Here is a 22,291-nt window from a genome sequence, read left to right as displayed (position 1 = left end):
AGGACTGATGAACCGCGCTACCGGCCATCCCGCGGATCGGGGAGGGGTGACGTTTTAGGGCTGCGAACCCCGGCTCGGCAGGCTTGTTCCGGTTGTAGTCTCGTCCGGCCTCTCGGCCGGTCCGAAGGGGGATTATAGGAAAGCCGCCTTGCTTTTGAAAGGCCGTGGACAAGTTGCCCGGGACAATATCCATCCTGGGCCGAAAGCATTGGGTAGGGTAGGATAGGGCAGGAGTTTGCCATGCACGCGTACCACGATCTCTTGCGCCGCATTCTCGACGAGGGCGTCCGCAAGGACGACCGGACGGGAACGGGCACCATATCGGTTTTCGGCCATCAGATGCGCTTCGACCTCAGCCAGGGCTTCCCCCTGGTTACGACGAAGAAGCTTCACCTGCGCTCCATCGTCCACGAACTCCTGTGGTTCCTGAAGGGCGACACCAACATCGCCTATCTGCGCGAGAACGGCGTCACGATCTGGGACGAATGGGCCGACGAGCACGGCGACCTCGGGCCGGTCTACGGCAAGCAATGGCGGTCCTGGGAAAAGCCCGGCGGCGGCACCGTCGACCAGATCCGCTGGGTGCTCGACGAGATCCGCCGCAACCCGGATTCTCGCCGCCTTATCGTCTCGGCCTGGAACCCGGCGGATCTCGACCGGATGGCCCTGGCTCCGTGCCATTGCCTGTTCCAGTTCTACGTGGCGGAGGGCCGCCTGTCCTGCCAGCTCTACCAGCGCTCGGCGGATGTGTTCCTGGGCGTGCCGTTCAACATCGCGTCCTATGCGCTCCTCACCCACATGATGGCGCAGGCGACAGGCCTTCAGCCCGGCGACTTCGTCCATTCGTTCGGGGATGCCCACCTGTACATGAACCATCTCGAACAGGCCCGTCTCCAGCTCTCCCGCGAGCCCCGTGCGCTGCCCCGGCTGCGCCTCAACCCAACGGTGCGCTCCCTGTTCGACTTCACCTCCGACGACATCGCGATCGAGGATTACGATCCTCATCCGGCCATCAGGGCGCCCGTCGCCGTCTGATGCGCCTCATGAACCGGCGCGAGGCCATCGAGAGCGCGGTGCGCATCCTGGCGCCCCGCATCCCGAGTCATGAGTTCGAAGCGGTCACCGATCACGCGCTGGGCAGCCGGGGCCTCCACGCGGCCGTCCCCGAGAAGGCCGCCTGGCTGTCCCTGGTGGCCTATATCCGCCACACATTCACGGATTACGACAGCCTCCTGGACGACGGCTACGACCCGGAGAGCGCCCGTTTCTTCGTTCTCGACGACATGAACGCCGTTCTGGAGACCTGGGGATCCCCCCGCCGGGTGGACGGGACCGCGGAGGGCGAATGAGCCGGACCGACGATCCCCGACCCAGAGCAGGAACCTCATGACCCTCACCATCCGCCCCGCCGAGCCCGCCGACGCCGCGCTCGTCTTTGCCCTGATCGGCGAACTGGCCGAGTACGAGCGCCTCGCTCACGAGGTCGACGCGACCCAGGCCGACATCGCCGAGGCCTTGTTTGGCGCAAGGCCGCGCGTTTTCGCCGAGATCGCCGAATGGGAGGGCGAGCCGGCGGGCTTCGCGCTCTGGTTCTACAATTTTTCCACCTTCCGGGGCCGGCATGGGATCTACCTGGAGGACCTCTTCGTCCGTCCGGCTTTCCGCTCGAAGGGCATCGGCAAGGCCCTGCTCAAGCACCTCGCCGGCCGCTGCATCCGCGAGAACCTGCCGCGCCTGGAGTGGTGGGTGCTGGACTGGAACGAACCCGCGCTCCGGTTCTACCGCGCTCTCGGGGCGGCTCCGATGGACGAATGGACCGTGCAGAGGGTAACGGGGGAGGCGCTTGATCGGTTGGCTCGATCATGAACCCTTCAGCTCAATTGAAAGATAACATCATTGGTGCTAACTTTTGTTGATACGGAGGACATGCGATGGGTGCTTTGAAGGTTCGGAAGATCGGTAACTCCGTCGGGGTTGTGCTCCCCAAGGATGTTGCCTCCAAATTACGCGTCGAGCCTGGCGACCAACTCTTTGTCACCGAGACTCCCAACGGAGTTGAGCTCTCCCCTTATGATCCCGAATTCGAGGCCGACATGGACTTGGCTAGGGATATCATGCGTAAGCGACGGGCCGTTCTACGCGAGCTTGCCAAGTGAGCGGTTTTCTAAAGTGAGCGATTTTCGCTGGATCGCCAAAACCACGATCCTCAGAATTCATGCGGCCCAACTGGCCGAGCATGGTGGCATGAACGGTACGCGGGACGAAGGCTTGCTCGACTCGGCCCTCGCTCGTCCTGAGCTGAAAGCCCAGTATGGGGAGGAGGATCTTTCGCTTCTGGCGGCTGCTTATGCCTACGGGATTGCCAAAAACCATCCCTTCCTCGATGGAAACAAGAGAACCGCTTATGTCGCCATGGAGCTTTTCCTAGCGAAGAACGGCCATGCTCTTACAGCTAGCGACGAGGATGCCGTCATCACCTTCCTGAGATTAGCGGCTGGCGAGCTTGAGGAGAGCGAGCTTGCTTCCTGGATCAAACAGCACCTGACAATCTGGAAAAAATGACCCTCCCGCTCATCCTCGTCGTCGCCATGGCCGAGAACGGCGTCATCGGACGTGACAATCAGCTTCTCTGGCGGCTCAAGACCGACCTGCGGCGCTTCCGCGACCTGACCTGGGGCAAGCCCATGATCATGGGCCGCAAGACCTTCCAGTCCATCGGCAAGCCCTTGCCGGGACGGGAGACCGTCGTGCTGACCCGCTCGAGGGACTTCGCCGCCCCCGGCGTTCACATTGCCGCTAGCTGGGACGAGGCGGTGGACAAGGGCGACGAGCTCGGCCGGGCGATGGGAGCCCAATCCATAGCGGTGGCCGGCGGGGCCGAGATCTACGCCCTGGCGCTCCCGCACGTCCAAAACCTCTATCTGACGGAGGTTCGCGCCGCCCCGGACGGAGACGCGGTCTTTCCCGCCTTCGACCGTTCGCGCTTCCGCGAGACGGCCCGGGTCCAGCACCCGAAGGGCCCCGACGACGAGCATGCCTTCACATTCATCGACCTGGAAAGGCGCCGTTGAACCCTGCCAAGGTTGACGAAACCCACCACAATCCCCAAGTCGCAGCCTTGACAGGCGGAAGAAACACCACCCAAAACCGCTTTCATCCAATCGGCTCATCCGGCCGGTCTTTTCATGGAAAGGGAAAGGCGACCTATGCCTTGGAGTAACCAGAGTGGAGGCGGCGGAGGCCCCTGGGGTCAGCGCGGCGGATCCGGCGGCGGCAAGAGCCCATGGGGCTCGGGACCGCAGAACAACGGGACGCCCCCGGACCTCGAGGACATCCTGCGCCGCGGCCAGGATCGCCTCAAGGGCATCATCCCCGGCGGTTCCATGGGCGGAGGCAAGGGCATCGCGCTCCTCGCGCTGGCGGTTCTGGCCGTGTGGCTTCTCACCGGCTTCTACACCGTCCGGCCCAACGAGGTCGGCATCAACATGGTGTTCGGCAAGTACACGGGCACCAGCGGCGAAGGCCTTCGCTACAACTGGCCCTATCCGATCGGGCGGGTTCAGAAGCCCAACGTGACCGAGCAGCAGCGCATCGAGGTGGGCTATAGGTCGTCGCCCAACGGGCAGACCCGCTCCCGCGACGTGATCGAGGAAAGCCTCATGCTCACGGGCGACGAGAACATCGTCGACATCGATTTCGATCTGGTCTGGCAGGTGAACCCCGCCCGGGCCCAGGATTATGTCTTCAACCTTCAAAACCCGACCGGCACCATCAAGTCCGTGGCCGAGAGCGCCATGCGCGAGGTGGTGGGCCGCCGCCAGATCCAGGCGATCCTGACCACCGACCAGGCGAGCGTGGCCCAGGAGGTCCGCCAGATCGCCCAGGACGCCCTCGACGCCTACGGCGCGGGCGTGCTCGTCAACGTGGTCCAGCTCCAGGCCGTGCAGCCTCCGGCTGATGTCCGCCAGGCCTTCTTCGACGTGAACGCCGCCCAGCAGGACGCCGTCCGCGTGCAGAACGAGGCCGAAACCTTCGCGAGCCAGGTGGTCCCGCAGGCGCGAGGCGAGGCCGCCCGCGCCGTCCAGCAGGCCGAGGGCTACCGGGAGCAGTCCGTAGCCGACGCCACGGGTCAGGCCGCTCGGTTCAGCAAGGTCTACGACGAGTACCAGAAGGCTCCGGCCATCATCCGCGAGCGAATCTTCCTCGAGACGATGGAGCGCGTCTTCGGCGGCATGGAGAAGGTTATCATCGATCAGAACGGACAGGGCCAGGGCGTCGTGCCTTATCTGCCCCTCAACGAGATGCAGCGCCGACAGGGCGCCGCAAACCAGGGCGCGGCGAACCAGGCGGCCACCAACCAGGGGGCTGCCCGATGAACAACTCCGCACTCAAGCCCATCCTGCTGATCGTCGGCGTCATCGTCCTGATCGGCCTCTGGGCCTCCGTCTTCATCGTCCAGCAGACCCAGTACGCGCTCGTGCTCCGGTTCGGAGCCGTCCAGGCCTCGATCCAGAATCCCGGCCTCCACTTCAAGCTGCCGCTCATCGATACGGTGACGTATTTCGACAAGCGGGTGCTCGACCTCGACCTGCCGGTGCAGACTCTTCTGTCGGCCGATCGCCAGAACCTGGAAGTGGACGCCTTCACCCGCTACCGGATTACCGATCCGCTGAAGTTCTACCAGGCGGTCGGCACCATCCCGCTGGCCAACCAGCGCCTGTCGAGCTTCACCAACTCGGCGATGCGTAACGTCCTGGCCAGCGCCTCCCGCGACGCCATCGTGCGCACGGATCGCGGCGGCCTGATGAACCGCATCCAGGAGGACGTGAACCGCCAGGCCCAGAGCCTCGGCATCGAGATGGTGGACGTGCGCCTCACCCGCGTGGACCTTCCGAACGCCAACAGCCAGGCGGTCTACCAGCGCATGCGCACCGAGCGCGAGCGCGAGGCGGCGGACCTTCGGGCGAACGGCCAGCAGCGCGCCCAGGGCATCCGGGCCCGCGCCGAGCGCGAGGCCACGGTGATCCGGGCCGACGCGAACCGGCAAGCTGAGGAATTGCGAGGCCAGGGCGATGCGGATAAGAATCGCATCCTGGCTGAAGCCTTCAGCCGCGATCCGGACTTCTTCGCCTTCTACCGCTCCATGCAGGCTTATGAATCGGGTCTGAAATCAGGAGACACCCGCCTCGTGCTGAGCCCGACCTCCGACTTCTTCCGCTTCTTCAACGATCCGTCGGGTCGCGGAAACGGGCAGGCCGCCCCGGCGGCCGGTCCGGCGCCAGCCCCGGCGGCTCCGGCCCAATAAGTCTGACACGGATGCTCGATTTGATTGCAGCCCTCGGCCTCGCTCTCGCGGTCGAGGGCATTTTGTTTGCGGCCTTCCCCGACGGCATGCGTCGGGCCATGTATGAGGCGGCCCACAGCCCGAGCGACCGGATGAGGATCGTGGGAATCATCTCGGCCCTGGTCGGTGTCGCGATCGTGTGGGCCGTTCGGCAATTCGGCTGAGAACGGTCGCGCTTTGGCCTTAATCTGCGCTTGAATCACAAGGCAGACAGCCAATCTAAGAGTTCAAGTTTTCCCTGGAGAGGTTCATCCATGAGCCATGACATGCCCGCCCTGGCACAAGCGGCCCCGATCAAGCGCCCGCAGCGCCGTCTGGCGGCCTCCGTCTTCGCCGCCTTCGCCGTCGTCGCCACCGCGATGCCGGTCACCGTCCAGGCCCGATCGGCCCCGGAATCCTTCGCCGACCTCGCCGCCGAGGTGACGGGCGCGGTCGTCAACATCTCGGCCTCGACCACCGTCGAGGCCCGCAACCGCACCCTCCCGCAGCTGCCTCCGGGAACGCCCTTCGAGGATCTTTTCGAGGAGTTCTTCAACCGGCGCGGCCAGGGTGGGGGTGAGAACGCCCCTTCGCGGCCGCAGCAGCAGCGCCGCTCCAACTCGCTGGGATCCGGCTTCGTGGTCGATCCGTCGGGCATCGTGATCACCAATAACCACGTGATCGGCGACGCGAACGACATCAGCGTGATCTTCTCCGACGGCTCGCGCCTGAAGGCAGAGGTGGTGGGCAAGGATTCGAAGGTCGATCTCGCGGTTCTGCGCGTGAAGCCCGACAAGCCCCTCAAGTCCGTGAAATTCGGCGATTCCGAAAACATCCGACCCGGTGACTGGGTCATGGCCATCGGCAACCCGTTCGGCCTTGGCGGCTCGGTGACCGCCGGCATCGTGTCGGCCCGGGGACGTAATATCGAGTCCGGCCCCTACGACAACTACATCCAGACCGACGCGTCCATCAACAAGGGCAACTCGGGCGGTCCGCTGTTCAACATGAACGGCGAGGTCATCGGCATCAACACGGCCATCCTGTCGCCCACGGGCGGCTCGGTGGGCATCGGTTTCGCGGTTCCGGCCTCCACGGCCGTGCCCGTGATCGACCAGCTGCGCGAGTTCGGCGAGACCCGCCGCGGCTGGCTCGGCGTGCGCATCCAGAACGTGGACGACGCCACGGCGGAGGCCCTCAGCCTCGGCACGCCGCGCGGCGCGCTGATCGCCGGGATCGACGACAAGGGTCCGGCCCGTCCGGCGGGCCTCGAGATCGGCGACGTGATCGTCCGGTTCGACGGCAAGGAGGTCAAGGATTCCCGCGACCTCCCGCGCATCGTCTCCTCGACCCCCGTAGGCAAGCAGGTGGACGTTCAGATCATGCGTAAGGGCAAGGAGGAGACCAAGAAGGTGACCCTCGGACGCCTGGAGGATGGCGAGAAGCAAGCCAGCCTGCAGCAGCCCTCCACGGAAACGCCGACCGCGACCCGTCAAGCTCTCGGTCTGAGCCTGTCCGGCATGAACGACGAGCTGCGCAAGCGCTACAGCCTGAAGGACGACCTGAAGGGCGTGGTGGTCACCCGCGTCGATCCCAACTCGAACGCGGCCGACAAGCGCATCCAGGCCGGTGAGGTGATCGTCGAGGTCGGCCAGGAGCCGGTCAGCAACCCCGCCGACGTGACCAAGCGCATCGATACGCTCAAGGGAGAAGGCCGGAAGTCGGCGCTCCTCCTGGTGTCGAACGCGCAGGGCGAGGTTCGCTTCGTGGCCGTCTCGATCGAGTAGATCCCGCAATCGGACATCAAAAAGGCGGCCTTTCGGGGCCGCCTTTTCATTTGTTCGGTACGGCGCCAGTCGCCCGCTAGTCCCGCGCGATGGTGCCAGCGTCGTAGCCCTGACAGTACAGCAACGCCGTCAGGTCCCCATGATCCACGCGGGCATGGGCAGCTGCCGAAACGGCGGGCTTGGCATGGAAGGCGACGCCGAGGCCGGCTTCCTCCAGCATGGCGAGGTCGTTGGCGCCGTCTCCGACCGCCATGGTGTCGTGGCTTGCGAGGCCCAGGCGTTCGCGGAGCTCGACGAGGGTGGCGAGCTTGGCCTCGCGGCCGAGGATCGGCTCGGTGACGGTGCCGGCCAAGGCCTCGCCATCGAGGTTGAGAACGTTCGAGCGGTGTTCGTGAAAGCCGATCTTGGCTGAGATCGGTCCCGTGAAGATCGTGAACCCGCCAGACACCAGGCAGGTATAGGCCCCGTTCCGGCGCATGGTTCGCACCAATTCCGGGCCGCCGGGCGTCAGCGTGATGCGCTCGGCGATAATCTCGTCCACGACCCCGACGGGCAGGTTTTCCAGGAGCGCCACGCGCTCGCGAAGCGCCGGCTCGAAGGCGATCTCGCCGCGCATCGCCCGTTCGGTGATCTCGGACACCTCCGTCTTGAGGCCCACGTAATCCGCCAGCTCGTCGATGCACTCCTGTGCGATCATGGTGGAGTCCATGTCGGCCAGGAACAGGCGCTTGCGGCGATGCGCGAGGGGCTGGACGATGACGTCCACGGGCCGGTCGGCCAGCACGTCCCGCACCCGGCGCTCGATGGCGCCGCCGTCGGACGCGCCGCGCACCACGAGGTCGGCGGCGATTCCGCTTGCCAGGACCTGCCTTTCGGTCTCATGTCCCAGCGCCACGGCTGCCTCGACCAGAAGGGCGTCGGTCAGGCCCTGGTCGAAAGGCCCCGCGACGAGCGTCGCGACGAAATCCTGTGAAGACACCATCGGAGAGGTCATCGTGAGGATCATCTTGGAGGCCTGGGCTTGAGGGATCGGCGGATCGGCGCAGTCCTCATTGCAGGGCCGACCGCTTCAGGCAAGTCGGCCCTGGGAATCAAATTGGCGCAAAGCCTGGGTGGAGTCGTGGTGAACGCCGATTCCATGCAGGTCTATCGCGACCTGCGGGTCATCACGGCCCGGCCCGGGTCCGAGGACGAGGCCGCCGCGCCCCATCGCCTCTACGGCCATGTGGATGCCGCCGTGAACTTTTCCGTGGGACGCTACGTGGACGATGCGGCGCGCGTTCTGGAGCAGGAACCGGGCCGGCTTCCGATCTTCGTCGGCGGCACGGGGCTTTATTTCAAGGCCCTCACCGACGGGCTGTCCGAGATGCCTCCGGTCCCGGACGACGTGCGCGAGGCCGTGCGGCGGGAGAGCGAGGGCGTGGAAACGCCCGGCCTGCACCGCCTGCTGGCGGAGCGGGACCCCGCGACCGCCGCCACCCTGCGGCCCTCGGATAGGCTGCGCGTCCAGCGCGCCCTGGAGGTTCTCGCCGCGACCGGACGGCCGCTGGTCTCGTTCCATAACGCCCGCCGGCCCGGCCTGCTGGCCGGCATCCCGGTGGTGAAGCTCTTCCTGGAGCCGGATCGGGAGGAACTGCGCCGGAGAATCGACCGCCGCTTCCTCTCCATGATGACGCAGGGCGCCCTCGACGAGGTGAGGGCCTTAGGCGAACGCGGCCTCGACCCGATGCTGCCGGCCATGCGCGCCCACGGCGTGCCGGGGCTGCTGGCCCATCTGCGGGGAGAGACGAGCCTGGACGAGGCCATCGTGAAGGGCCAGGCGGACACCCGACGCTATGCCAAGCGCCAGTTCACGTGGTTTCGCCATCAGATGCCGGACTGGACCTGGGCGCCGCCGGAGGGGGGCTACGAGGCCGCCATGACGGCCCTCAATGCCCTGAGCCGCCGGTGAACATCTGGTAAAAGGTGATGAAGATCTCGAAGACGATCAGGAGGACGATGATCAGTTCGAGCCGTAGCGATCGTTCCGTATCGATCAAGTCCGTCAGCGCCTGCGCGGTGTCGCCGATCACATCGAGCTTGCGGTGCAGAGAGACGGCGCGCTCCTTCAGCTCGTACTCGTCCTCAAGCCGGGCATAGAGCCGCTCCAGGTCCGGCCGGTCCCAGAGCACATCGGGCTTTTCCTCGACGGCGACCCGGCCTGAGATGCGCTGGCGGACCAGGAGGGCGTTGCCCACGTGTTTCAGGATCTCGCGCCGGTTGCCGGGGCGGCGGCCCTTCTCGGCCAGATGCCGTGCGAACGGGTCCACCACGTCGAAGAAGGCGGCCGCCTCGTGCTCGTCGCGGGCGAGGGCGGCACTTTTGGAGAGGGCATCCGCGATGACGATCAGGCGCTCCGTCGAAAGCTCCTTCAGGTAGATCGGCCCGCCGGGCGGAATCTGGTCCTCCCGGTCAGGGGAGATCTCGATGATCGCGGTCTCCTCCTCGTGCCGGGCAAATTCCCCGCTGGTCCGCTGACGCAGACCGCGAATAACCTCATCTTCCTCGAGAGGCGAAAGGCCAACCAGCACCACGACCCCGAAGCGGAACAGGGCCACGAAACCTTCGCTACCGGCCCGGAAGGCGAGGGGAGAGGTGGAGAGCACATCGCTGCGCTCAAGCCCTGCCACGTCGAGCCGGTCCCCGATCATCAGGGCGCGGGCTGTGATTTTCGGACCTTTGGAGGGGGCGACAGGCGGTGAAACGGGGTCTGCCATGACAAGATCGATCAAGTATCGGACGAAAGCATAAGAGAATGACAGGACGCCGCCAAGCTTGTTCCCGCTTGACCGAATAAAACGGATCGGATAGCGTCCCCGCAACTTTAGAACTGAGAGCTGCACAAATGCGCACGCTTATTCTCGTAGTACGAGCGCCATCGACGGAGTGGGTCTGACACCCACAGGTCCGGCGATGGCGCACAGGCCCCCACAGGGGCCTTTTTTATTGCCTAAATTCTACCCGATGCCCTGACAAACGAAACGACAGACCCCACGGAGGGACGACATGAGCGAGACGATGACCGGAGCCGAAATGGTGATCCGAGCCCTTCAGGACCAGGGCGTGGAGCACATCTTTGGATATCCAGGCGGCGCCGTGCTTCCGATCTACGACGCGATCTTCCACCAGGATAAGATCAACCACGTCCTTGTCCGCCACGAGCAGGGTGCCGTTCACGCCGCCGAGGGCTACGCCCGTTCGTCCGGCAAGGTCGGCGTGGTTCTGGTGACCTCCGGTCCCGGCGCCACCAACGCCGTCACGGGCCTGGCGGATGCCATGATGGACTCGATCCCGCTGGTCTGCATCACCGGACAGGTCCCCACCCACCTCATCGGCTCCGATGCCTTCCAGGAATGCGACACGGTGGGCATCACCCGCCACTGCACGAAGCACAACTACCTCGTCAAATCGATCGAGGACCTGCCGCGCATCCTGCACGAAGCCTTCTACGTGGCCTCCAACGGGCGGCCCGGCCCGGTCGTGGTCGACCTGCCCAAGGACATCCAGTTCAAGCAGGGCACCTATATCCGGCCCACCAGCAACCAGCACAAGACCTACCGTCCGACCGTCAAGGGCGACATGGACAAGATCCGCGCCGCCGTCGAGCTGATGGCGAACGCCAAGCGTCCGGTCTTCTATACCGGCGGCGGCGTCGTCAATTCGGGTCCGCATGCGGCAGCCCTGTTGCGCGAGTTGGCGCATCTCACGGGGTTCCCGGTCACCTCGACCCTCATGGGTCTTGGCGCCTTCCCGGCCTCGGACAAGCAGTTCCTCGGCATGGTCGGCATGCACGGCACCTACGAGTCGAACCTCGCGATGCACGAATGCGACGTGATGATCAACATCGGGGCGCGCTTCGACGACCGCATCACGGGCCGCCTCGATGCCTTCTCGCCCTATTCCAAGCGCATCCACGTGGATATCGATCCGTCCTCCATCAACAAGAACGTGCGCGCCGATATCCCGATCATCGGCGACTGCGCGCACGTCCTCGAGGACATGGTGCGCATCTGGCGCCAGACCGCGCCGCAGCTCGACAAGCCCGCCATCTCCGCCTGGTGGGAGAAGATCGAAGGTTGGCGCAAGCGCAACTGCCTGGGCTACCGGAACTCGAACGAGACCATCAAGCCGCAGCATGCGATCCAGCGTCTCTACGAGCTGACGAAGGACCGAGAGGTCTATGTGACGACGGAAGTCGGACAGCATCAGATGTGGGCGGCTCAGTACTTCAAGTTCGAGGAGCCCAACCGCTGGATGACGTCCGGTGGCCACGGCACCATGGGCTACGGCCTGCCCGCCGCTGTCGGCGCGCAGCTTGCTCACCCGAACGCTCTCGTCATCGACATCGCGGGCGAGGCCTCGATCCAGATGATGCTGCAGGAGATGTCCACCGCCCTGCAATACAACCTGCCGGTCAAGGTGTTCATCCTCAACAACGAGTATATGGGCATGGTGCGCCAGTGGCAGGAACTGCTGCACGGCGGGCGCTACTCGCACAGCTACTCCGACTCGCTACCCGATTTCGTGAAGCTGGCGGAGGCTTACGGCGGTGTCGGCATCCGCTGCGACAACCCGGCCGACCTCGACGAGGCGATCCTCAAGATGATCAACACGGACCGCCCGGTGATCTTCGACTGCATCGTCGACAAGACCGAGAATTGCTTCCCGATGATCCCCTCGGGCAAGGCCCATAACGAGATGCTGCTCAACGACTATCTCGGCGAAGCCGGTACCGACATCGGCTCCGTGATCGACGAGAAGGGCAAGATGCTGGTTTGATGCTGAAACTTACCCCTCTCCCATGTGGGAGAGGGGCAGGGGTGAGGGATGCCGCTGATGGTTAAAGAGCCACGCCAATTCGCACGCATCTTGCGGCAGACGGCGACGTCTGCCGAGGATGTGCTGTGGCAGGCTCTTCGCGGTAGGCGTTTCCGAAACCTGAAATTTCGCCGTCAGGTGCCGGTTCTAAATTACACGGTCGATTTCCTCTGCTTCGAGCGGAAGCTCGTTGTCGAGCTCGATGGCAAGCAGCATGGTTGGTTTGAGGCATACGATGCCAAGCGTACCGAGGAGATCGAACGCCAAGGTTTCGTTGTGGTTCGCTTCACAAACTCCGATGTGTTGAACGATCTGGATTCTGTTCTGATGAGGATCGGAGAAGCTGCGGCTTTTCCTGAGACCTCTCTCCCTCACCCCCGGCCCCTCTCCCATCCGGGAGAGGGGGGAGTGCTCTAAATGCCGACCCTCGTCATCGCCAACAAGATATACTCGTCCTGGTCGCTGCGTCCGTGGCTGCTGTTGAAGCAGTTCGATGTCGCCTTCGACGAGATCCTGATTCCCCTCGATCTGCCTGACACCAGGGCGAAGGTGCTGGAGCACTCGCCGGCCGGAAAGGTGCCGATCCTCATCGACGGCGATGCGACCGTTTGGGAATCCCTCGCCATCATGGACTATGCCGGAGAGAACTTCGGCATATCGGTCTGGCCCGAGGGCAAGAAGGCCCGCGCCATGGCGCGCTCCGTCGCGGCGGAGATGCATTCCGGGTTCTCGGCCTTGCGCAATGCCTGCCCGATGAATCTCGGCAAGTCCTTCGCCCGCAAGGATCGCGGCGGAGCGGTCGCGCGTGATGTTGCACGCTTCGAAGAGATCGTACGCCAATCCCGCGCTCTTGCCGATGAAAGCGGTCCGTTCCTGTTCGGGTCCTTCACGGCGGCGGATGCCATGTATGCGCCTCTCGTCACGCGCCTCGATACTTACTCCTTCGACGTCAGCCCTCAGACGCGGGCCTACATGGACGCGATCCTGTCTCTTCCAGCCTTTCGGGAATGGCGCGAGGCCGCCCTTCAAGAGAGCTGGATCGTGGACGCGGACGAGGTCGACGAAGAACCTGTTTCCATCCATCGCCGCGCCGCCTGAGGCTGCGCCCGAACCGAGAGTCACCGCGAGCCATGAGCCAGATGAGCACACACTATCCCGATCCGACCCGCGTCGAACCCGTCAACCGGCACACCCTCGCCATCGTGGTGGACAACGAGCCTGGTGTTCTGGCGCGCATCTCCGGCATGTTCTCGGGCCGCGGCTACAATATCGAGAGTCTGACGGTGACGGAAACGGAGCACGAGGCGCATGTCTCCCGCATCACCATCGTGACCACTGGAACCGACACGATCATCGAGCAGATCAAGAGCCAGCTCGACCGCCTCGTGCCGGTCCATTACGTGGCCGACCTGACGCTCCTAGGTGACGCGGTGGAGCGCGAGCTGTGCCTCGTGAAGGTCGTGGGGAAGGGCGACCACCGGGTCGAGGCCATGCGCCTTGCGGCGGCCTTTGGGGCCCGCACCCTGGACGCGACGCTCACGTCCTTCGTCTATGAGCTGACGGGCACGACCGAAGAGGTTGAGCGCTTCATCAAGCTCATGACGGCGGTCGGGCTCGTGGAGGTGTCGCGCACCGGGGTCGCCGCCATGGCGCGCGGCGCCGAAGGAATCATCCCCTGAAATCGTCCTCGGCCAGAAACGCTTCCTCCTCCGCCGTCGTCTCGCGGCCGAGAAGAGCGTTGCGGTGCGGGAAGCGGCCGAACCGCGCGACGATATCGCGGTGATGCCGGGCCCAATGCGCGGAATCGGGATCGCCGAGCTTCTCGTTCAGGGCAACGGAGCGCTCCTGATCGGGGAGTTCCTCGGAATGCATGAAAGGAAGGTAGAAAAACCGTCGGAAGGCGGAATCGACACGCTCGTCGAATCCTTTTTCGATGGCTCGGTCGGCGATCATCAGGGCGACGGCGTCGGTCTTGTAGGTCTGGCGCGACCCACGGAACATGTTCCGCGGAAACTGGTCGAGCAGGAGAATGAGCGCAAGCGAGCCATCCGGCGAGAGTTCCCACTCGTTGAGATCGCCTCGCGCGGCCGCCTCGTAGGTGACCAGAAAGCCGTCCCGGCAGGCTTGGTCGAACGTCTCGTCCCTGGAGAACCATTTCTCGGGTCCCGCTTCGCGCCAGAAGGCGATGACGTCGTCGGGGCTCGCGAGCGGGAGGGTCATGGGTCGGCTCCTGGTTCTTGACGGATTCGGGAAGGGACCATAGGGCGGGCCATGGGGGCGGGACAACCGTCCCGAAGGCCTTGAGGACGGTGCGACCCTCTCGCGAGGGACGGCCCAACCTCGGGGTGTTCGGTGGTCGAACGAAAATGACAAAAGGGAACTTGTCAGGGCAGCTTTGTTCGCTAAAAGCGGCGCAAGGATAAGAGAAATTGCGAGGGAGACGATCCCGAGCATGGCAATGAGGGCTGGGGAATAGCCCAAGACACAGGAAGGACCAGACGAAATGCGCGTTTATTACGACCGCGATGCGGACATCAACCTGATCAAGGGCAAGAAGGTCGCCATCGTGGGCTACGGCAGCCAGGGCCACGCCCATACGCTGAATCTCCGCGATTCCGGCGTGAAGGATATCGTCGTGGCGCTCCGCAAGGGCTCGCCCTCCGCCGCCAAGGCCGAGAAGGAAGGCATCAAGGTCATGGAAGTGGCCGAGGCCGCCAAGTGGGCCGACGTGGTCATGATGCTGACGCCGGACGAGCTCCAGGCCGACATCTACCGGGACGAGCTGGCGCCGAACATGAAGCAGGGCGCGGCCCTTCTGTTCGCTCACGGCCTGAACGTGCATTTCAACCTCATCGAGCCCCGCAAGGACCTCGACGTGCTGATGGTGGCTCCGAAGGGCCCGGGCCACACGGTGCGCTCCGAGTACCAGCGCGGCGGCGGCGTGCCGACCCTCATCGCGATCCACCAGGACGCCACGGGCAATGCCCACGATCTCGGCCTGTCCTATGCCTCCGCCAATGGCGGCGGCCGGGCGGGTATCATCGAGACGACCTTCAAGGAAGAGTGCGAGACCGATCTGTTCGGCGAGCAGGTCGTGCTCTGCGGCGGCCTCGTGGAGCTGATTAAGGCCGGGTTCGAGACGCTCGTCGAGGCGGGCTACGCTCCCGAGATGGCTTATTTCGAGTGCCTGCACGAGGTGAAGCTCATCGTCGACCTCATCTACGAGGGCGGCATCGCCAACATGAACTACTCGATCTCCAACACGGCGGAATTCGGCGAGTACGTCACCGGCCCGCGCATCGTGACGTCCGAGACCAAGGCCGAGATGAAGCGTGTGCTTGAGGACATCCAGTCCGGCAAGTTCACCCGCGACTGGATGCTGGAGAACAAGGTCAACCAGACCTCGTTCAAGGCCACCCGCGCCAAGATGGCCGCTCATCCCATCGAGGAGGTCGGTGGCCGCTTGCGCGAGATGATGCCCTGGATCAAGGCCAAGGCCCTCGTGGACAAGACCCGGAACTGATCCGGCTCCAGGCCGCTGGAAAGCGAAAGCCCCGGGTCGCGCGACCCGGGGCTTTTTTCTTGGACCCTGTTGTCGGCTCTCCGAGCCCTAGAAGGAATGCGTCAACAGGAGGTAGGCGGCCGCCGACCCGCTGAGAACGTAGGATAGGCCGCTCAGGGGCCGTGACACGCGGAAGATGACGTAGCAGATGCCCAGGACGAGCATCAGGTTCCACATCTGTCCGGCGAAGGCGCTGTAGCTCGCGAAGCCGCGAGCGCTGTCGATGGAGCCGAGGCTCTCGACGATCCAGACCAGGGCAAAGCCGATGCAGGCCAGCCACCACGTGTAGTTGCTCCAGGACCCTGGGAGCCCGGGAACGGGGCTGGCTACCGTCGTGTCGAGGGGCTGATCGTCTTCGTACCAATCGAAATTTTCTGGAGATTTATGAACCATGGCAATAGCTTTGAAATCATGTTACACATATGCGTAACATTATTCACAAGCCATTGCCAAGCTGCATGAACGTAGAGGAAACTCCTGAAAACGACGTTCCAGGGGCTCTCTTTTATTGCTGGTTGCTCTTCGTGTTGGCAGCTTTGTTGTTGTCCTGGTGGCCAGGATCCAGCCTCTTTTTGGTGGTCCCGCCGGAGCCCCGCACATGGTCGCCCGGGTGCTTCTTGCTCTCGCCGGAATTATCGCCGTTCATTTTGCCTTTGCCCATGGGGATCTCCTGTCGTGATGACAGGTCAATGACCGGGGAGGAGGCCTGTTCCCTCAAGGCCGGGGTCGATCAGAGGCTCATATAGGCGGCCAAGCCGGCACCGGGAGCCAGCAGGAGAAAGCCCCAGATCAATGCCGAAACGAGGTTGGCGGACTGGAACTGTGGCCGCGACATCCGGAATACGCCTCCCATCATGGGCACCACAGCCCTGACCGGGCCGAAGAAACGGGCGAGAAGGATCGCCCAGGGACCGAAGCGCCCGAAGAAGCGTTCGCCACGGGCGACTAACTGAGGTTTCCGGGACAGCGGCCAGACCTGATAGGCGGAGGCTTGGAACCTGCGCCCGAACTCGTAGGACAGGGCGTAGCCGAGCAGGGCACCGATCACGGCGCCGGCCCAGACGGGCCAAAACCCCGATCCGGAAGCCGCCAGCATCACGCCGACGGCCACGATCAGCGTCGTGGCGGGCAGGAGGAGGGAGATGAAGGCCAGTGATTCGGCAAAGGTCATGGCGCCCACGATGAAGGGCGCGTAGCTCTGGTGCTCGCGCACGAAATCGAGGGTCACTGTCTTGATGGTGCCGAAATCCATGAAAAGCTCCGTGGCCTTAACCCTAAAGTCAGGAGGGGGCCCTGGTTCCCGGCTCACGTTGTCTCATCGCGTCTCTTGATGCGAAACATCACGCCGCTCCATTTGATGGACGGGCCGGCATGCGCTAACCCAGGGCCGTCAGCAGGGTCAGCCTCCATGAACGTCCTCTCGATCCAGTCTCACGTCGCCTACGGGCATGTGGGCAATGCGTCGGCCGTCTTTCCCATGCAGCGCCTCGGGGTCGAGGTATGGCCGGTCCACACGGTGCAGTTCTCCAACCATACGGGTTATGGATCGTGGAAGGGCCGCGTGTTCGACGGTCCCGCCATCGAGGAACTGGTGGAGGGCATCGCCGAAAGGGGCGTCCTGCCGCGCTGCGATGGGGTTCTGTCCGGCTACATGGGGTCGGCCGATATCGGCAACGCGATCCTGTCCGCCGTAGCCCGGGTGCGGGCCGCGAACCCTGGCGCGCTCTACTGCTGCGATCCGGTGATCGGCGATGTCGGACGCGGGATTTTCGTGCGTCCGGGCGTGCCCGAATTCATGAAGGAGCAGGCGATCCCCGCGGCAGACATCATCACGCCGAACCAGTTCGAGCTGGATTACCTGTCGGGCATCGCGACGGCGAGCCGTGATTCCGTTAAGGAAGCCCTGTCGGCGGTCCACCTCCTGGGTCCGAGAACGATCCTGGCCACCTCGGTCATCGCCGACGACACGCCCGCCGACGCGGTCGATCTCATCGCCGCCGAAGGCGGCCGGTTCTGGCGGGTGCGCACGCCGCGGCTGTCAATCAGCGTCAACGGGGCGGGAGATGCCATCGCGGCCTTGTTCTTCGTCCATTATGCGAAAAGCCGTTCCGCCTCCATTGCCTTGTCCGAGGCCGCATCGTCCGTCTATGGCCTCCTGAAGCGCACGGAGGAGGCGGGCTCCCGTGAGATCCTGCTCGTGGCGGCCCAGGAGGAATTTGTGGCTCCCACCCATCGCTTCACCCCTGAAGAGGTTTGACCGTGACCCGACGCTTCTACACCCTCGACGTTTTTTCCGGTGAGGCCCTGACGGGCAATCCCCTCGCGGTCGTTCTCGACGCGGAGGGCCTGGATGACGGGCGGATGCAGGCCATCGCCGGTGAGTTCAACCTCTCCGAGACCGTGTTCGTCCTGCCGCCCGAGGATCCACGCCAGCGGGCGGATATCCGCATCTTCACGCCGAAGCGGGAACTGCCTTTCGCTGGCCACCCGACGATCGGCACCGCCGTGCTGATGGCTCTCCTCGACCCGGACAAGCGGACCGACGCGCTCGCTTTCGGCCTGAAGGAGAAGGTCGGCATCGTGTCCTGCGTGGCGCAGGTCGAGGGCGAGGGAAGGGGATCGGCGCGCTTCCGTCTGCCGCGCCTGCCCTTCGTCTGGGGCGAGGGCAAGGAGACGGCGGATTGCGCATGGGCCCTCGGCCTGGACCCGACCGAGATCGGCTTCGACCGGCATGTGCCGAGCCGGCATTCGGCAGGGGTGGCGTACGATCTTGTCCCGGTGGCGAGTCCTGAGATCCTGGCGCGGGCCCGGGCTCAGGGCGAAACCTTCGAGAAGATCTTCTCCGACAGCGATCACCCGGCCGCTTACGTCTATACGCGTCTGCCGGGCAGCGCTGGCCTGCGGTTCCGCGCCCGGATGTTCGGGCTCGGGATGGGCGTCGCCGAAGATCCGGCCACCGGCTCGGCCGCGGCGGCTTTCGCGGGGGCGCTGATGCAATGCGAACCCCTCGGCGAGGGCGAGCACGGGATCGTCATCGAACAGGGCGTCGAGATGGGGCGTCCCAGCGAAATTGCCCTGCAGATGGTCATCGAAAACGGTGTTCTCGTCTCGGCGGAAATCGGAGGGCAGGCCGTTCTGGTCTCGCGGGGCGAGTTCCTGGCATGAACCGCGAGATCCAGATCACCCGCGTCGCCACGGTCGAGGGTCGCTGCGAAACCATGGACTGGCCGTGGGCCGAGGAAAACCGCGAGGCCATCGAGGCCAATTGGATCCGCCGTAAAGCCCAGAAGCCGAAGATATTCAACGGCCGCGTGCTGGTCGTGCGGGACGTCGACATCACGGAGGATGCCTGCCGGATGATCTATTCGGAGGTGGACTTCAAAAACCTCCTCGGCTGGCTCGATCTGGGCCAGCCCGACGGATCCATCGCCAACGGGTTCGCGGCCGGCGCCCTTCAGGGTGCGGATGGCGCGTTTCTCTGCGGCGTGATGGCGGAACACACCGCCAATGCGGGGCGGGTCTATTTCGCCTCGGGGACGCCGGACCCGTCCGACCTGCGCCCGGACGGCACCGTCAATCTGGCCGACAGCCTGACCCGTGAGTTGTTCGAGGAAACGGGTCTTGCGGGCGATGCCTACACGGTCGACGAATCCTGGATCGTTGTCCGCGCATGGCCCGCGATCGCCCTTCTGCGTTATGTCGTCCTGCACGAACCGGCCGATGTGGCCGCACGCTCCATTAGGTCTTCCCTTGCGTTATCTTCCGAGCCCGAACTCGCGGATGTCCGGGTCATCCGCGGGCCCGACGACATCGATCCCAAGCGCATGCCGCAATATGTGCAGCACTTCATGCGCTGGCATTTCGCTCAGCGATAGCCATAGCGGGATTTCGTGGCGTTGATCATGGCGACGGACCGGGCTTCTTCGCCCGAGGAGCAGAGGGCCGCCGCCTGGTCGATCTCCCTCGCGACGCGCCCATGCACGCTCGCGGCGACGTGGCCCATCTGGAGATCGTTGTCCATCACGGCGCGGGTGCGTTCGACCTCACCCCGGCAGCCTGAGCCCTCCGGCATGCGGAATGTCGACGGCGTGATTGTGGAGACGGCACCTTGAGGCGGTGGTGGGGAGGCCGTCTGCTGACAGGCGACGAGAGGAAGGAGTGCGAGAGCGGCCAGAACCGTGCGGGCTTTCAAGAGCATAAAAACCTCCGAAACATTTCGCCATCGGTAAAGGCCAAGCTGGCTTGGGACAAGCCGCAGCGTGGCACCCAGTGAAACCTTGAAACGGCGAAGCCTCGGGTCTATACTCTCGGAGTGGAGGGCGGACTTCCGCCCACCCTCCTTTGCCTAGGCTACCAATTGGACCCGGAACACGACTTGCCAGGCGGTCCGGGTCCTTTTCACCTCAAGCGTGATGCTGATGGGTAGAAACCACATCGCGTCACCTCCGATGGAGGGCGAGGCTGTCGCCACAGCCGGGTAAGCCTATCCTGCCCGGTCGCGCCGCTGGCCCGGCGCTGCTGCTTTCGCCCCTCGATTAATATGTAACTCAGTTTCTTTTTCATGGGAATGTGTTCTTGATTGCCGCGGGCGTTTCTTCGTCTTTTGACGAAGGCCCATCGGGTTGCCTTGCGGCTGAACTCCCAGTACAAGCAGCTTTCGCATCCGCTTTGGCGATGCTTTCGGAGGACGGGGCCGCGATGTTCATCGGCTCGACCAGCGCTGGAAAGATCGGGACCGCTTCTGCGGCCGACAGCGCTCGCCTCCTTGGTCTCCTTCTCCTTAGCTGCCCCTGAGGGTCGGCTGGGCTTTCGTGCCTGGGCTCTCAGGGGTTCGCTAACGGAACTGACCTGACGCGCTAACAGAATGACGCGCTGCCCCAAGAAGGACTTTTGAGATGAGCGTTTCCACCGGTTCGGCCAAAGACCGCGTATTGATCTTCGACACCACCCTGCGCGACGGCGAGCAATGCCCCGGCGCGACCATGACCCTGGAGGAGAAGCTGGAGGTCGCCTCCATGCTGGACACCATGGGGGTCGATATCATCGAAGCAGGCTTCCCGATTGCATCGAACGGCGATTTCGAGGCCGTGTCCCTCATCGCCCAGAGGGTGAAGAATTCCGTGGTGGCGGGCCTCGCCCGCGCCATCTCGGCCGACATTGCCCGGGCCGGGGAGGCCGTGAAGCACGCGGCGCGGCCCCGGATCCATACCTTCGTGTCCACCTCGCCGATCCACCTCGAGCACCAGATGCGCAAGACCGAGGACCAGGTGATCGAGATCATCACGGCCACGGTCGCTCAGGCCCGTAACCTGATCGAGGACATCGAGTGGTCGGCCATGGACGCCACCCGCACGCCCATCGACTATCTCTGCCGCTGCGTCGAGGCGGCCATCAAGGCCGGCGCGACCACGATCAACCTGCCCGACACGGTCGGCTACGCCACGCCCGACGAATACCGCGCCATGTTCAGGGCCGTGCGCGAGCGCGTGCCGAACGCCGACAAGGCGGTCTTCTCGGCCCATTGCCACAACGACTTGGGCTTGGCCGTCGCAAACTCCCTGGCGGCCCTGGAGGGCGGCGCCCGGCAGATCGAATGCACGCTCAACGGCATCGGCGAGCGCGCCGGCAATGCCGCCTTGGAAGAGATCGTGATGGCGATCAAGACGCGCGGCGACGTGTTGCCGTACGAGACCGGGATCGAGGCCGCGATGCTGACGCGCGCGTCGAAGATGGCCTCCGCCGCGACCTCGTTCCCGGTGCAGTACAATAAGGCCATCGTGGGCCGGAACGCCTTCGCCCACGAGAGCGGCATCCACCAGGACGGCATGCTCAAGCACGCCCAGACCTATGAGATCATGACTCCGGAATCGGTAGGTGTGTCCAAGACGTCCCTGGTCATGGGCAAGCATTCCGGCCGCGCCGCCTTCCGCAGCAAGCTGAAAGACATGGGGTATGAGCTGGGCGATAACCAATTCGAGGACGCCTTCGTGCGCTTCAAGGAATTGGCCGACCGCAAGAAGCATGTCTACGACGAGGATATCGAGGCCCTCGTCGATCAGAACATCGCCATGGCCAATGATCGCATCAAGCTGATCTCTCTGTCCATCGTGGCCGGCACGCGCGGCCCGCAGCGCGCCACCATGCGCCTGCAGGTCGACGACAAGGTCGTGATCGAGGAGCAGGAGGGCAACGGTCCGGTGGACGCCACCTTCAACGCCATCAAGGCGCTGGTGCCCCACGAGGCAGTGCTGGAGCTCTATCAGGTCCATGCGGTGACCGAGGGCACGGACGCCCAGGCCGAGGTCTCCGTCCGCCTCTCGGCGGACGATCGCAGTGTCACCTCCCGTGCGGCCGATCCCGATACCCTCGTGGCCTCGGCCCAGGCCTATCTCGGGGCCCTGAACAAGCTGATGAGCCGGGGCGCAAGACTTCACGCGCAGCATGCGGCGGAGTGACGGCGCACCCTTGACCCAACGATCATCCGGCCTCCCGTGAGAGCGGGACGCCGGGTGACATATCAATCGCCTCGGCCGCAGCACTAAGGCATAAAGTCCTAAGAGCATCCGGTGAACGACGGTAGCCGTATTGTCGAAGATCGACGGCACGTCTCCCGGCGGGGCCTGTCCCGTGAGGCGCCATCGTGCACGTGAAGGCATGCCATCACCGACCGTGAAACGAGCGCGTGCCGGCACGCAGCTTCACCACCGGAGATGCGTGCGGGGCCGGTGAACGACACACTCCTAAAATCGACAAAAATTCTGC

The 22,291-nt window shown here is 64.5% G+C and carries 27 protein-coding genes; 20 read left to right on the top strand and 7 right to left on the bottom strand.

Going from position 1 to position 22,291, the window contains the following annotated elements; all coding sequences use genetic code 11:
* The first annotated feature begins 240 nt into the window (after positions 1–240).
* From ILT42_RS11135 to ILT42_RS11090, 10 genes are all read left to right on the top strand, one after another.
* Positions 241–1,035 (top strand): thymidylate synthase, encoded by a 795-nt coding sequence (locus ILT42_RS11135; RefSeq protein WP_204215665.1) that lies wholly within the window; start codon positions 241–243, stop codon positions 1,033–1,035.
* 8 nt (positions 1,036–1,043) lie between these two features.
* The gene (locus ILT42_RS11130; protein ID WP_204215664.1) at positions 1,044–1,349 is read left to right on the top strand and encodes a DUF2293 domain-containing protein; all 306 of its coding nucleotides are present in this window, start codon (positions 1,044–1,046) and stop codon (positions 1,347–1,349) included.
* Between the two features lie 37 nt (positions 1,350–1,386).
* Positions 1,387–1,866 carry a GNAT family N-acetyltransferase gene (locus ILT42_RS11125; RefSeq protein WP_204215663.1) on the top strand — a complete coding sequence of 160 codons (480 nt, stop codon included), beginning with the start codon at positions 1,387–1,389 and terminating at the stop codon, positions 1,864–1,866.
* A 65-nt stretch (positions 1,867–1,931) separates the two neighbouring features.
* Positions 1,932–2,156: an AbrB/MazE/SpoVT family DNA-binding domain-containing protein gene (locus ILT42_RS11120; RefSeq protein WP_204215662.1), complete on the top strand. Its 225-nt coding sequence runs from the start codon at positions 1,932–1,934 to the stop codon at positions 2,154–2,156.
* Between the two features lie 13 nt (positions 2,157–2,169).
* Positions 2,170–2,562: a type II toxin-antitoxin system death-on-curing family toxin gene (locus tag ILT42_RS11115; RefSeq protein WP_204215661.1), complete on the top strand. Its 393-nt coding sequence runs from the start codon at positions 2,170–2,172 to the stop codon at positions 2,560–2,562.
* Positions 2,559–3,071: a dihydrofolate reductase gene (locus ILT42_RS11110; RefSeq protein WP_204215660.1), complete on the top strand. Its 513-nt coding sequence runs from the start codon at positions 2,559–2,561 to the stop codon at positions 3,069–3,071. The genes ILT42_RS11115 and ILT42_RS11110 overlap by 4 nt, the downstream gene beginning before the upstream one ends.
* 135 nt (positions 3,072–3,206) lie before the next feature.
* Positions 3,207–4,376, top strand: a complete 1,170-nt coding sequence (gene hflK, locus ILT42_RS11105) for an FtsH protease activity modulator HflK (protein ID WP_204215659.1) — start codon at positions 3,207–3,209, stop codon at positions 4,374–4,376.
* The gene (hflC, locus tag ILT42_RS11100; protein ID WP_204215658.1) at positions 4,373–5,305 is read left to right on the top strand and encodes a protease modulator HflC; all 933 of its coding nucleotides are present in this window, start codon (positions 4,373–4,375) and stop codon (positions 5,303–5,305) included. Before hflK ends, hflC begins: the two co-directional genes overlap by 4 nt.
* Before the next feature lie 11 nt (positions 5,306–5,316).
* Positions 5,317–5,508 carry a DUF2065 domain-containing protein gene (locus tag ILT42_RS11095; RefSeq protein ID WP_204215657.1) on the top strand — a complete coding sequence of 64 codons (192 nt, stop codon included), beginning with the start codon at positions 5,317–5,319 and terminating at the stop codon, positions 5,506–5,508.
* A gap of 102 nt (positions 5,509–5,610) precedes the next feature.
* Positions 5,611–7,110: a DegQ family serine endoprotease gene (locus tag ILT42_RS11090; protein WP_229428600.1), complete on the top strand. Its 1,500-nt coding sequence runs from the start codon at positions 5,611–5,613 to the stop codon at positions 7,108–7,110.
* 76 nt (positions 7,111–7,186) lie between these two features.
* On the opposite strand, the gene serB is transcribed toward ILT42_RS11090, so the two are convergent.
* Complete coding sequence (serB, locus tag ILT42_RS11085) at positions 7,187–8,104, bottom strand: phosphoserine phosphatase SerB (RefSeq protein WP_204215655.1); 918 nt, start codon at positions 8,102–8,104, stop codon at positions 7,187–7,189.
* Between the two features lie 27 nt (positions 8,105–8,131).
* Between serB and miaA the strand changes: the two genes are divergently transcribed.
* Positions 8,132–9,061 (top strand): tRNA (adenosine(37)-N6)-dimethylallyltransferase MiaA, encoded by a 930-nt coding sequence (miaA, locus tag ILT42_RS11080; protein ID WP_204215654.1) that lies wholly within the window; start codon positions 8,132–8,134, stop codon positions 9,059–9,061.
* On the opposite strand, the gene ILT42_RS11075 is transcribed toward miaA, so the two are convergent.
* Complete coding sequence (locus ILT42_RS11075) at positions 9,039–9,866, bottom strand: RMD1 family protein (protein WP_204215653.1); 828 nt, start codon at positions 9,864–9,866, stop codon at positions 9,039–9,041. The two genes, miaA and ILT42_RS11075, sit on opposite strands and share 23 nt — an antisense overlap.
* 289 nt (positions 9,867–10,155) lie before the next feature.
* On the opposite strand from ILT42_RS11075, the gene ILT42_RS11070 reads away from it, so the two are divergent.
* From ILT42_RS11070 to ilvN, 4 genes are read left to right on the top strand one after another with little or no spacing between them, the layout of a single operon-like run.
* Entirely contained in the window at positions 10,156–11,928 is a 1,773-nt protein-coding gene (locus ILT42_RS11070; protein WP_204215652.1) for an acetolactate synthase 3 large subunit, read from the top strand.
* A gap of 48 nt (positions 11,929–11,976) precedes the next feature.
* Positions 11,977–12,384: an endonuclease domain-containing protein gene (locus ILT42_RS11065; protein WP_204215651.1), complete on the top strand. Its 408-nt coding sequence runs from the start codon at positions 11,977–11,979 to the stop codon at positions 12,382–12,384.
* On the top strand, positions 12,385–13,065 hold the full coding sequence (locus ILT42_RS11060) for a glutathione S-transferase family protein (RefSeq protein ID WP_204215650.1): 681 nt from the start codon (positions 12,385–12,387) through the stop codon (positions 13,063–13,065).
* A gap of 32 nt (positions 13,066–13,097) precedes the next feature.
* Positions 13,098–13,646 carry an acetolactate synthase small subunit gene (gene ilvN / locus ILT42_RS11055; protein ID WP_229428567.1) on the top strand — a complete coding sequence of 183 codons (549 nt, stop codon included), beginning with the start codon at positions 13,098–13,100 and terminating at the stop codon, positions 13,644–13,646.
* Here ilvN and ILT42_RS11050 read toward each other — a convergent pair.
* Positions 13,636–14,187 carry a DUF924 family protein gene (locus ILT42_RS11050; RefSeq protein WP_204215648.1) on the bottom strand — a complete coding sequence of 184 codons (552 nt, stop codon included), beginning with the start codon at positions 14,185–14,187 and terminating at the stop codon, positions 13,636–13,638. The genes ilvN and ILT42_RS11050 overlap by 11 nt on opposite strands.
* 283 nt (positions 14,188–14,470) lie before the next feature.
* Here ILT42_RS11050 and ilvC point away from each other — a divergent pair, with 283 nt between their 5' ends.
* The gene (gene ilvC, locus ILT42_RS11045) at positions 14,471–15,490 is read left to right on the top strand and encodes a ketol-acid reductoisomerase (RefSeq protein WP_204215647.1); all 1,020 of its coding nucleotides are present in this window, start codon (positions 14,471–14,473) and stop codon (positions 15,488–15,490) included.
* An 87-nt stretch (positions 15,491–15,577) separates the two neighbouring features.
* Here the strand turns inward: ilvC and ILT42_RS11040 are convergent, their stop codons facing one another.
* From ILT42_RS11040 to ILT42_RS11030, 3 genes are all read right to left on the bottom strand, one after another.
* Complete coding sequence (locus tag ILT42_RS11040; protein ID WP_204215646.1) at positions 15,578–15,922, bottom strand: hypothetical protein; 345 nt, start codon at positions 15,920–15,922, stop codon at positions 15,578–15,580.
* A gap of 112 nt (positions 15,923–16,034) precedes the next feature.
* Positions 16,035–16,190 carry a hypothetical protein gene (locus tag ILT42_RS11035; RefSeq protein ID WP_204215645.1) on the bottom strand — a complete coding sequence of 52 codons (156 nt, stop codon included), beginning with the start codon at positions 16,188–16,190 and terminating at the stop codon, positions 16,035–16,037.
* Between the two features lie 69 nt (positions 16,191–16,259).
* Entirely contained in the window at positions 16,260–16,781 is a 522-nt protein-coding gene (locus ILT42_RS11030; protein ID WP_204215644.1) for a DedA family protein, read from the bottom strand.
* Positions 16,782–16,937: 156 nt separating this feature from the next.
* Here ILT42_RS11030 and pdxY point away from each other — a divergent pair, with 156 nt between their 5' ends.
* Genes pdxY through ILT42_RS11015 form a run of 3 tightly spaced genes read left to right on the top strand, consistent with a single transcriptional unit; the run spans position 16,938 to position 19,404 of the window.
* Positions 16,938–17,786, top strand: coding sequence for a pyridoxal kinase PdxY (gene pdxY / locus ILT42_RS11025; protein WP_204215643.1), 849 nt, complete (start codon positions 16,938–16,940; stop codon positions 17,784–17,786).
* A 2-nt stretch (positions 17,787–17,788) separates the two neighbouring features.
* Positions 17,789–18,694: a PhzF family phenazine biosynthesis protein gene (locus tag ILT42_RS11020; protein WP_204215642.1), complete on the top strand. Its 906-nt coding sequence runs from the start codon at positions 17,789–17,791 to the stop codon at positions 18,692–18,694.
* The gene (locus ILT42_RS11015) at positions 18,691–19,404 is read left to right on the top strand and encodes a hypothetical protein (RefSeq protein WP_204215641.1); all 714 of its coding nucleotides are present in this window, start codon (positions 18,691–18,693) and stop codon (positions 19,402–19,404) included. Before ILT42_RS11020 ends, ILT42_RS11015 begins: the two co-directional genes overlap by 4 nt.
* Here ILT42_RS11015 and ILT42_RS11010 read toward each other — a convergent pair.
* On the bottom strand, positions 19,395–19,727 hold the full coding sequence (locus ILT42_RS11010; RefSeq protein WP_204215640.1) for a hypothetical protein: 333 nt from the start codon (positions 19,725–19,727) through the stop codon (positions 19,395–19,397). The two genes, ILT42_RS11015 and ILT42_RS11010, sit on opposite strands and share 10 nt — an antisense overlap.
* Positions 19,728–20,424: 697 nt before the next feature.
* On the opposite strand from ILT42_RS11010, the gene ILT42_RS11005 reads away from it, so the two are divergent.
* Positions 20,425–21,984: a 2-isopropylmalate synthase gene (locus tag ILT42_RS11005; protein ID WP_204215639.1), complete on the top strand. Its 1,560-nt coding sequence runs from the start codon at positions 20,425–20,427 to the stop codon at positions 21,982–21,984.
* Positions 21,985–22,291: the final 307 nt, after the last annotated feature.

The organism is Microvirga pudoricolor (assembly GCF_016892705.1).
GTDB lineage: Bacteria > Pseudomonadota > Alphaproteobacteria > Rhizobiales > Beijerinckiaceae > Microvirga > Microvirga pudoricolor.
This window is presented reverse-complemented; position numbering and strand designations above follow the sequence as displayed.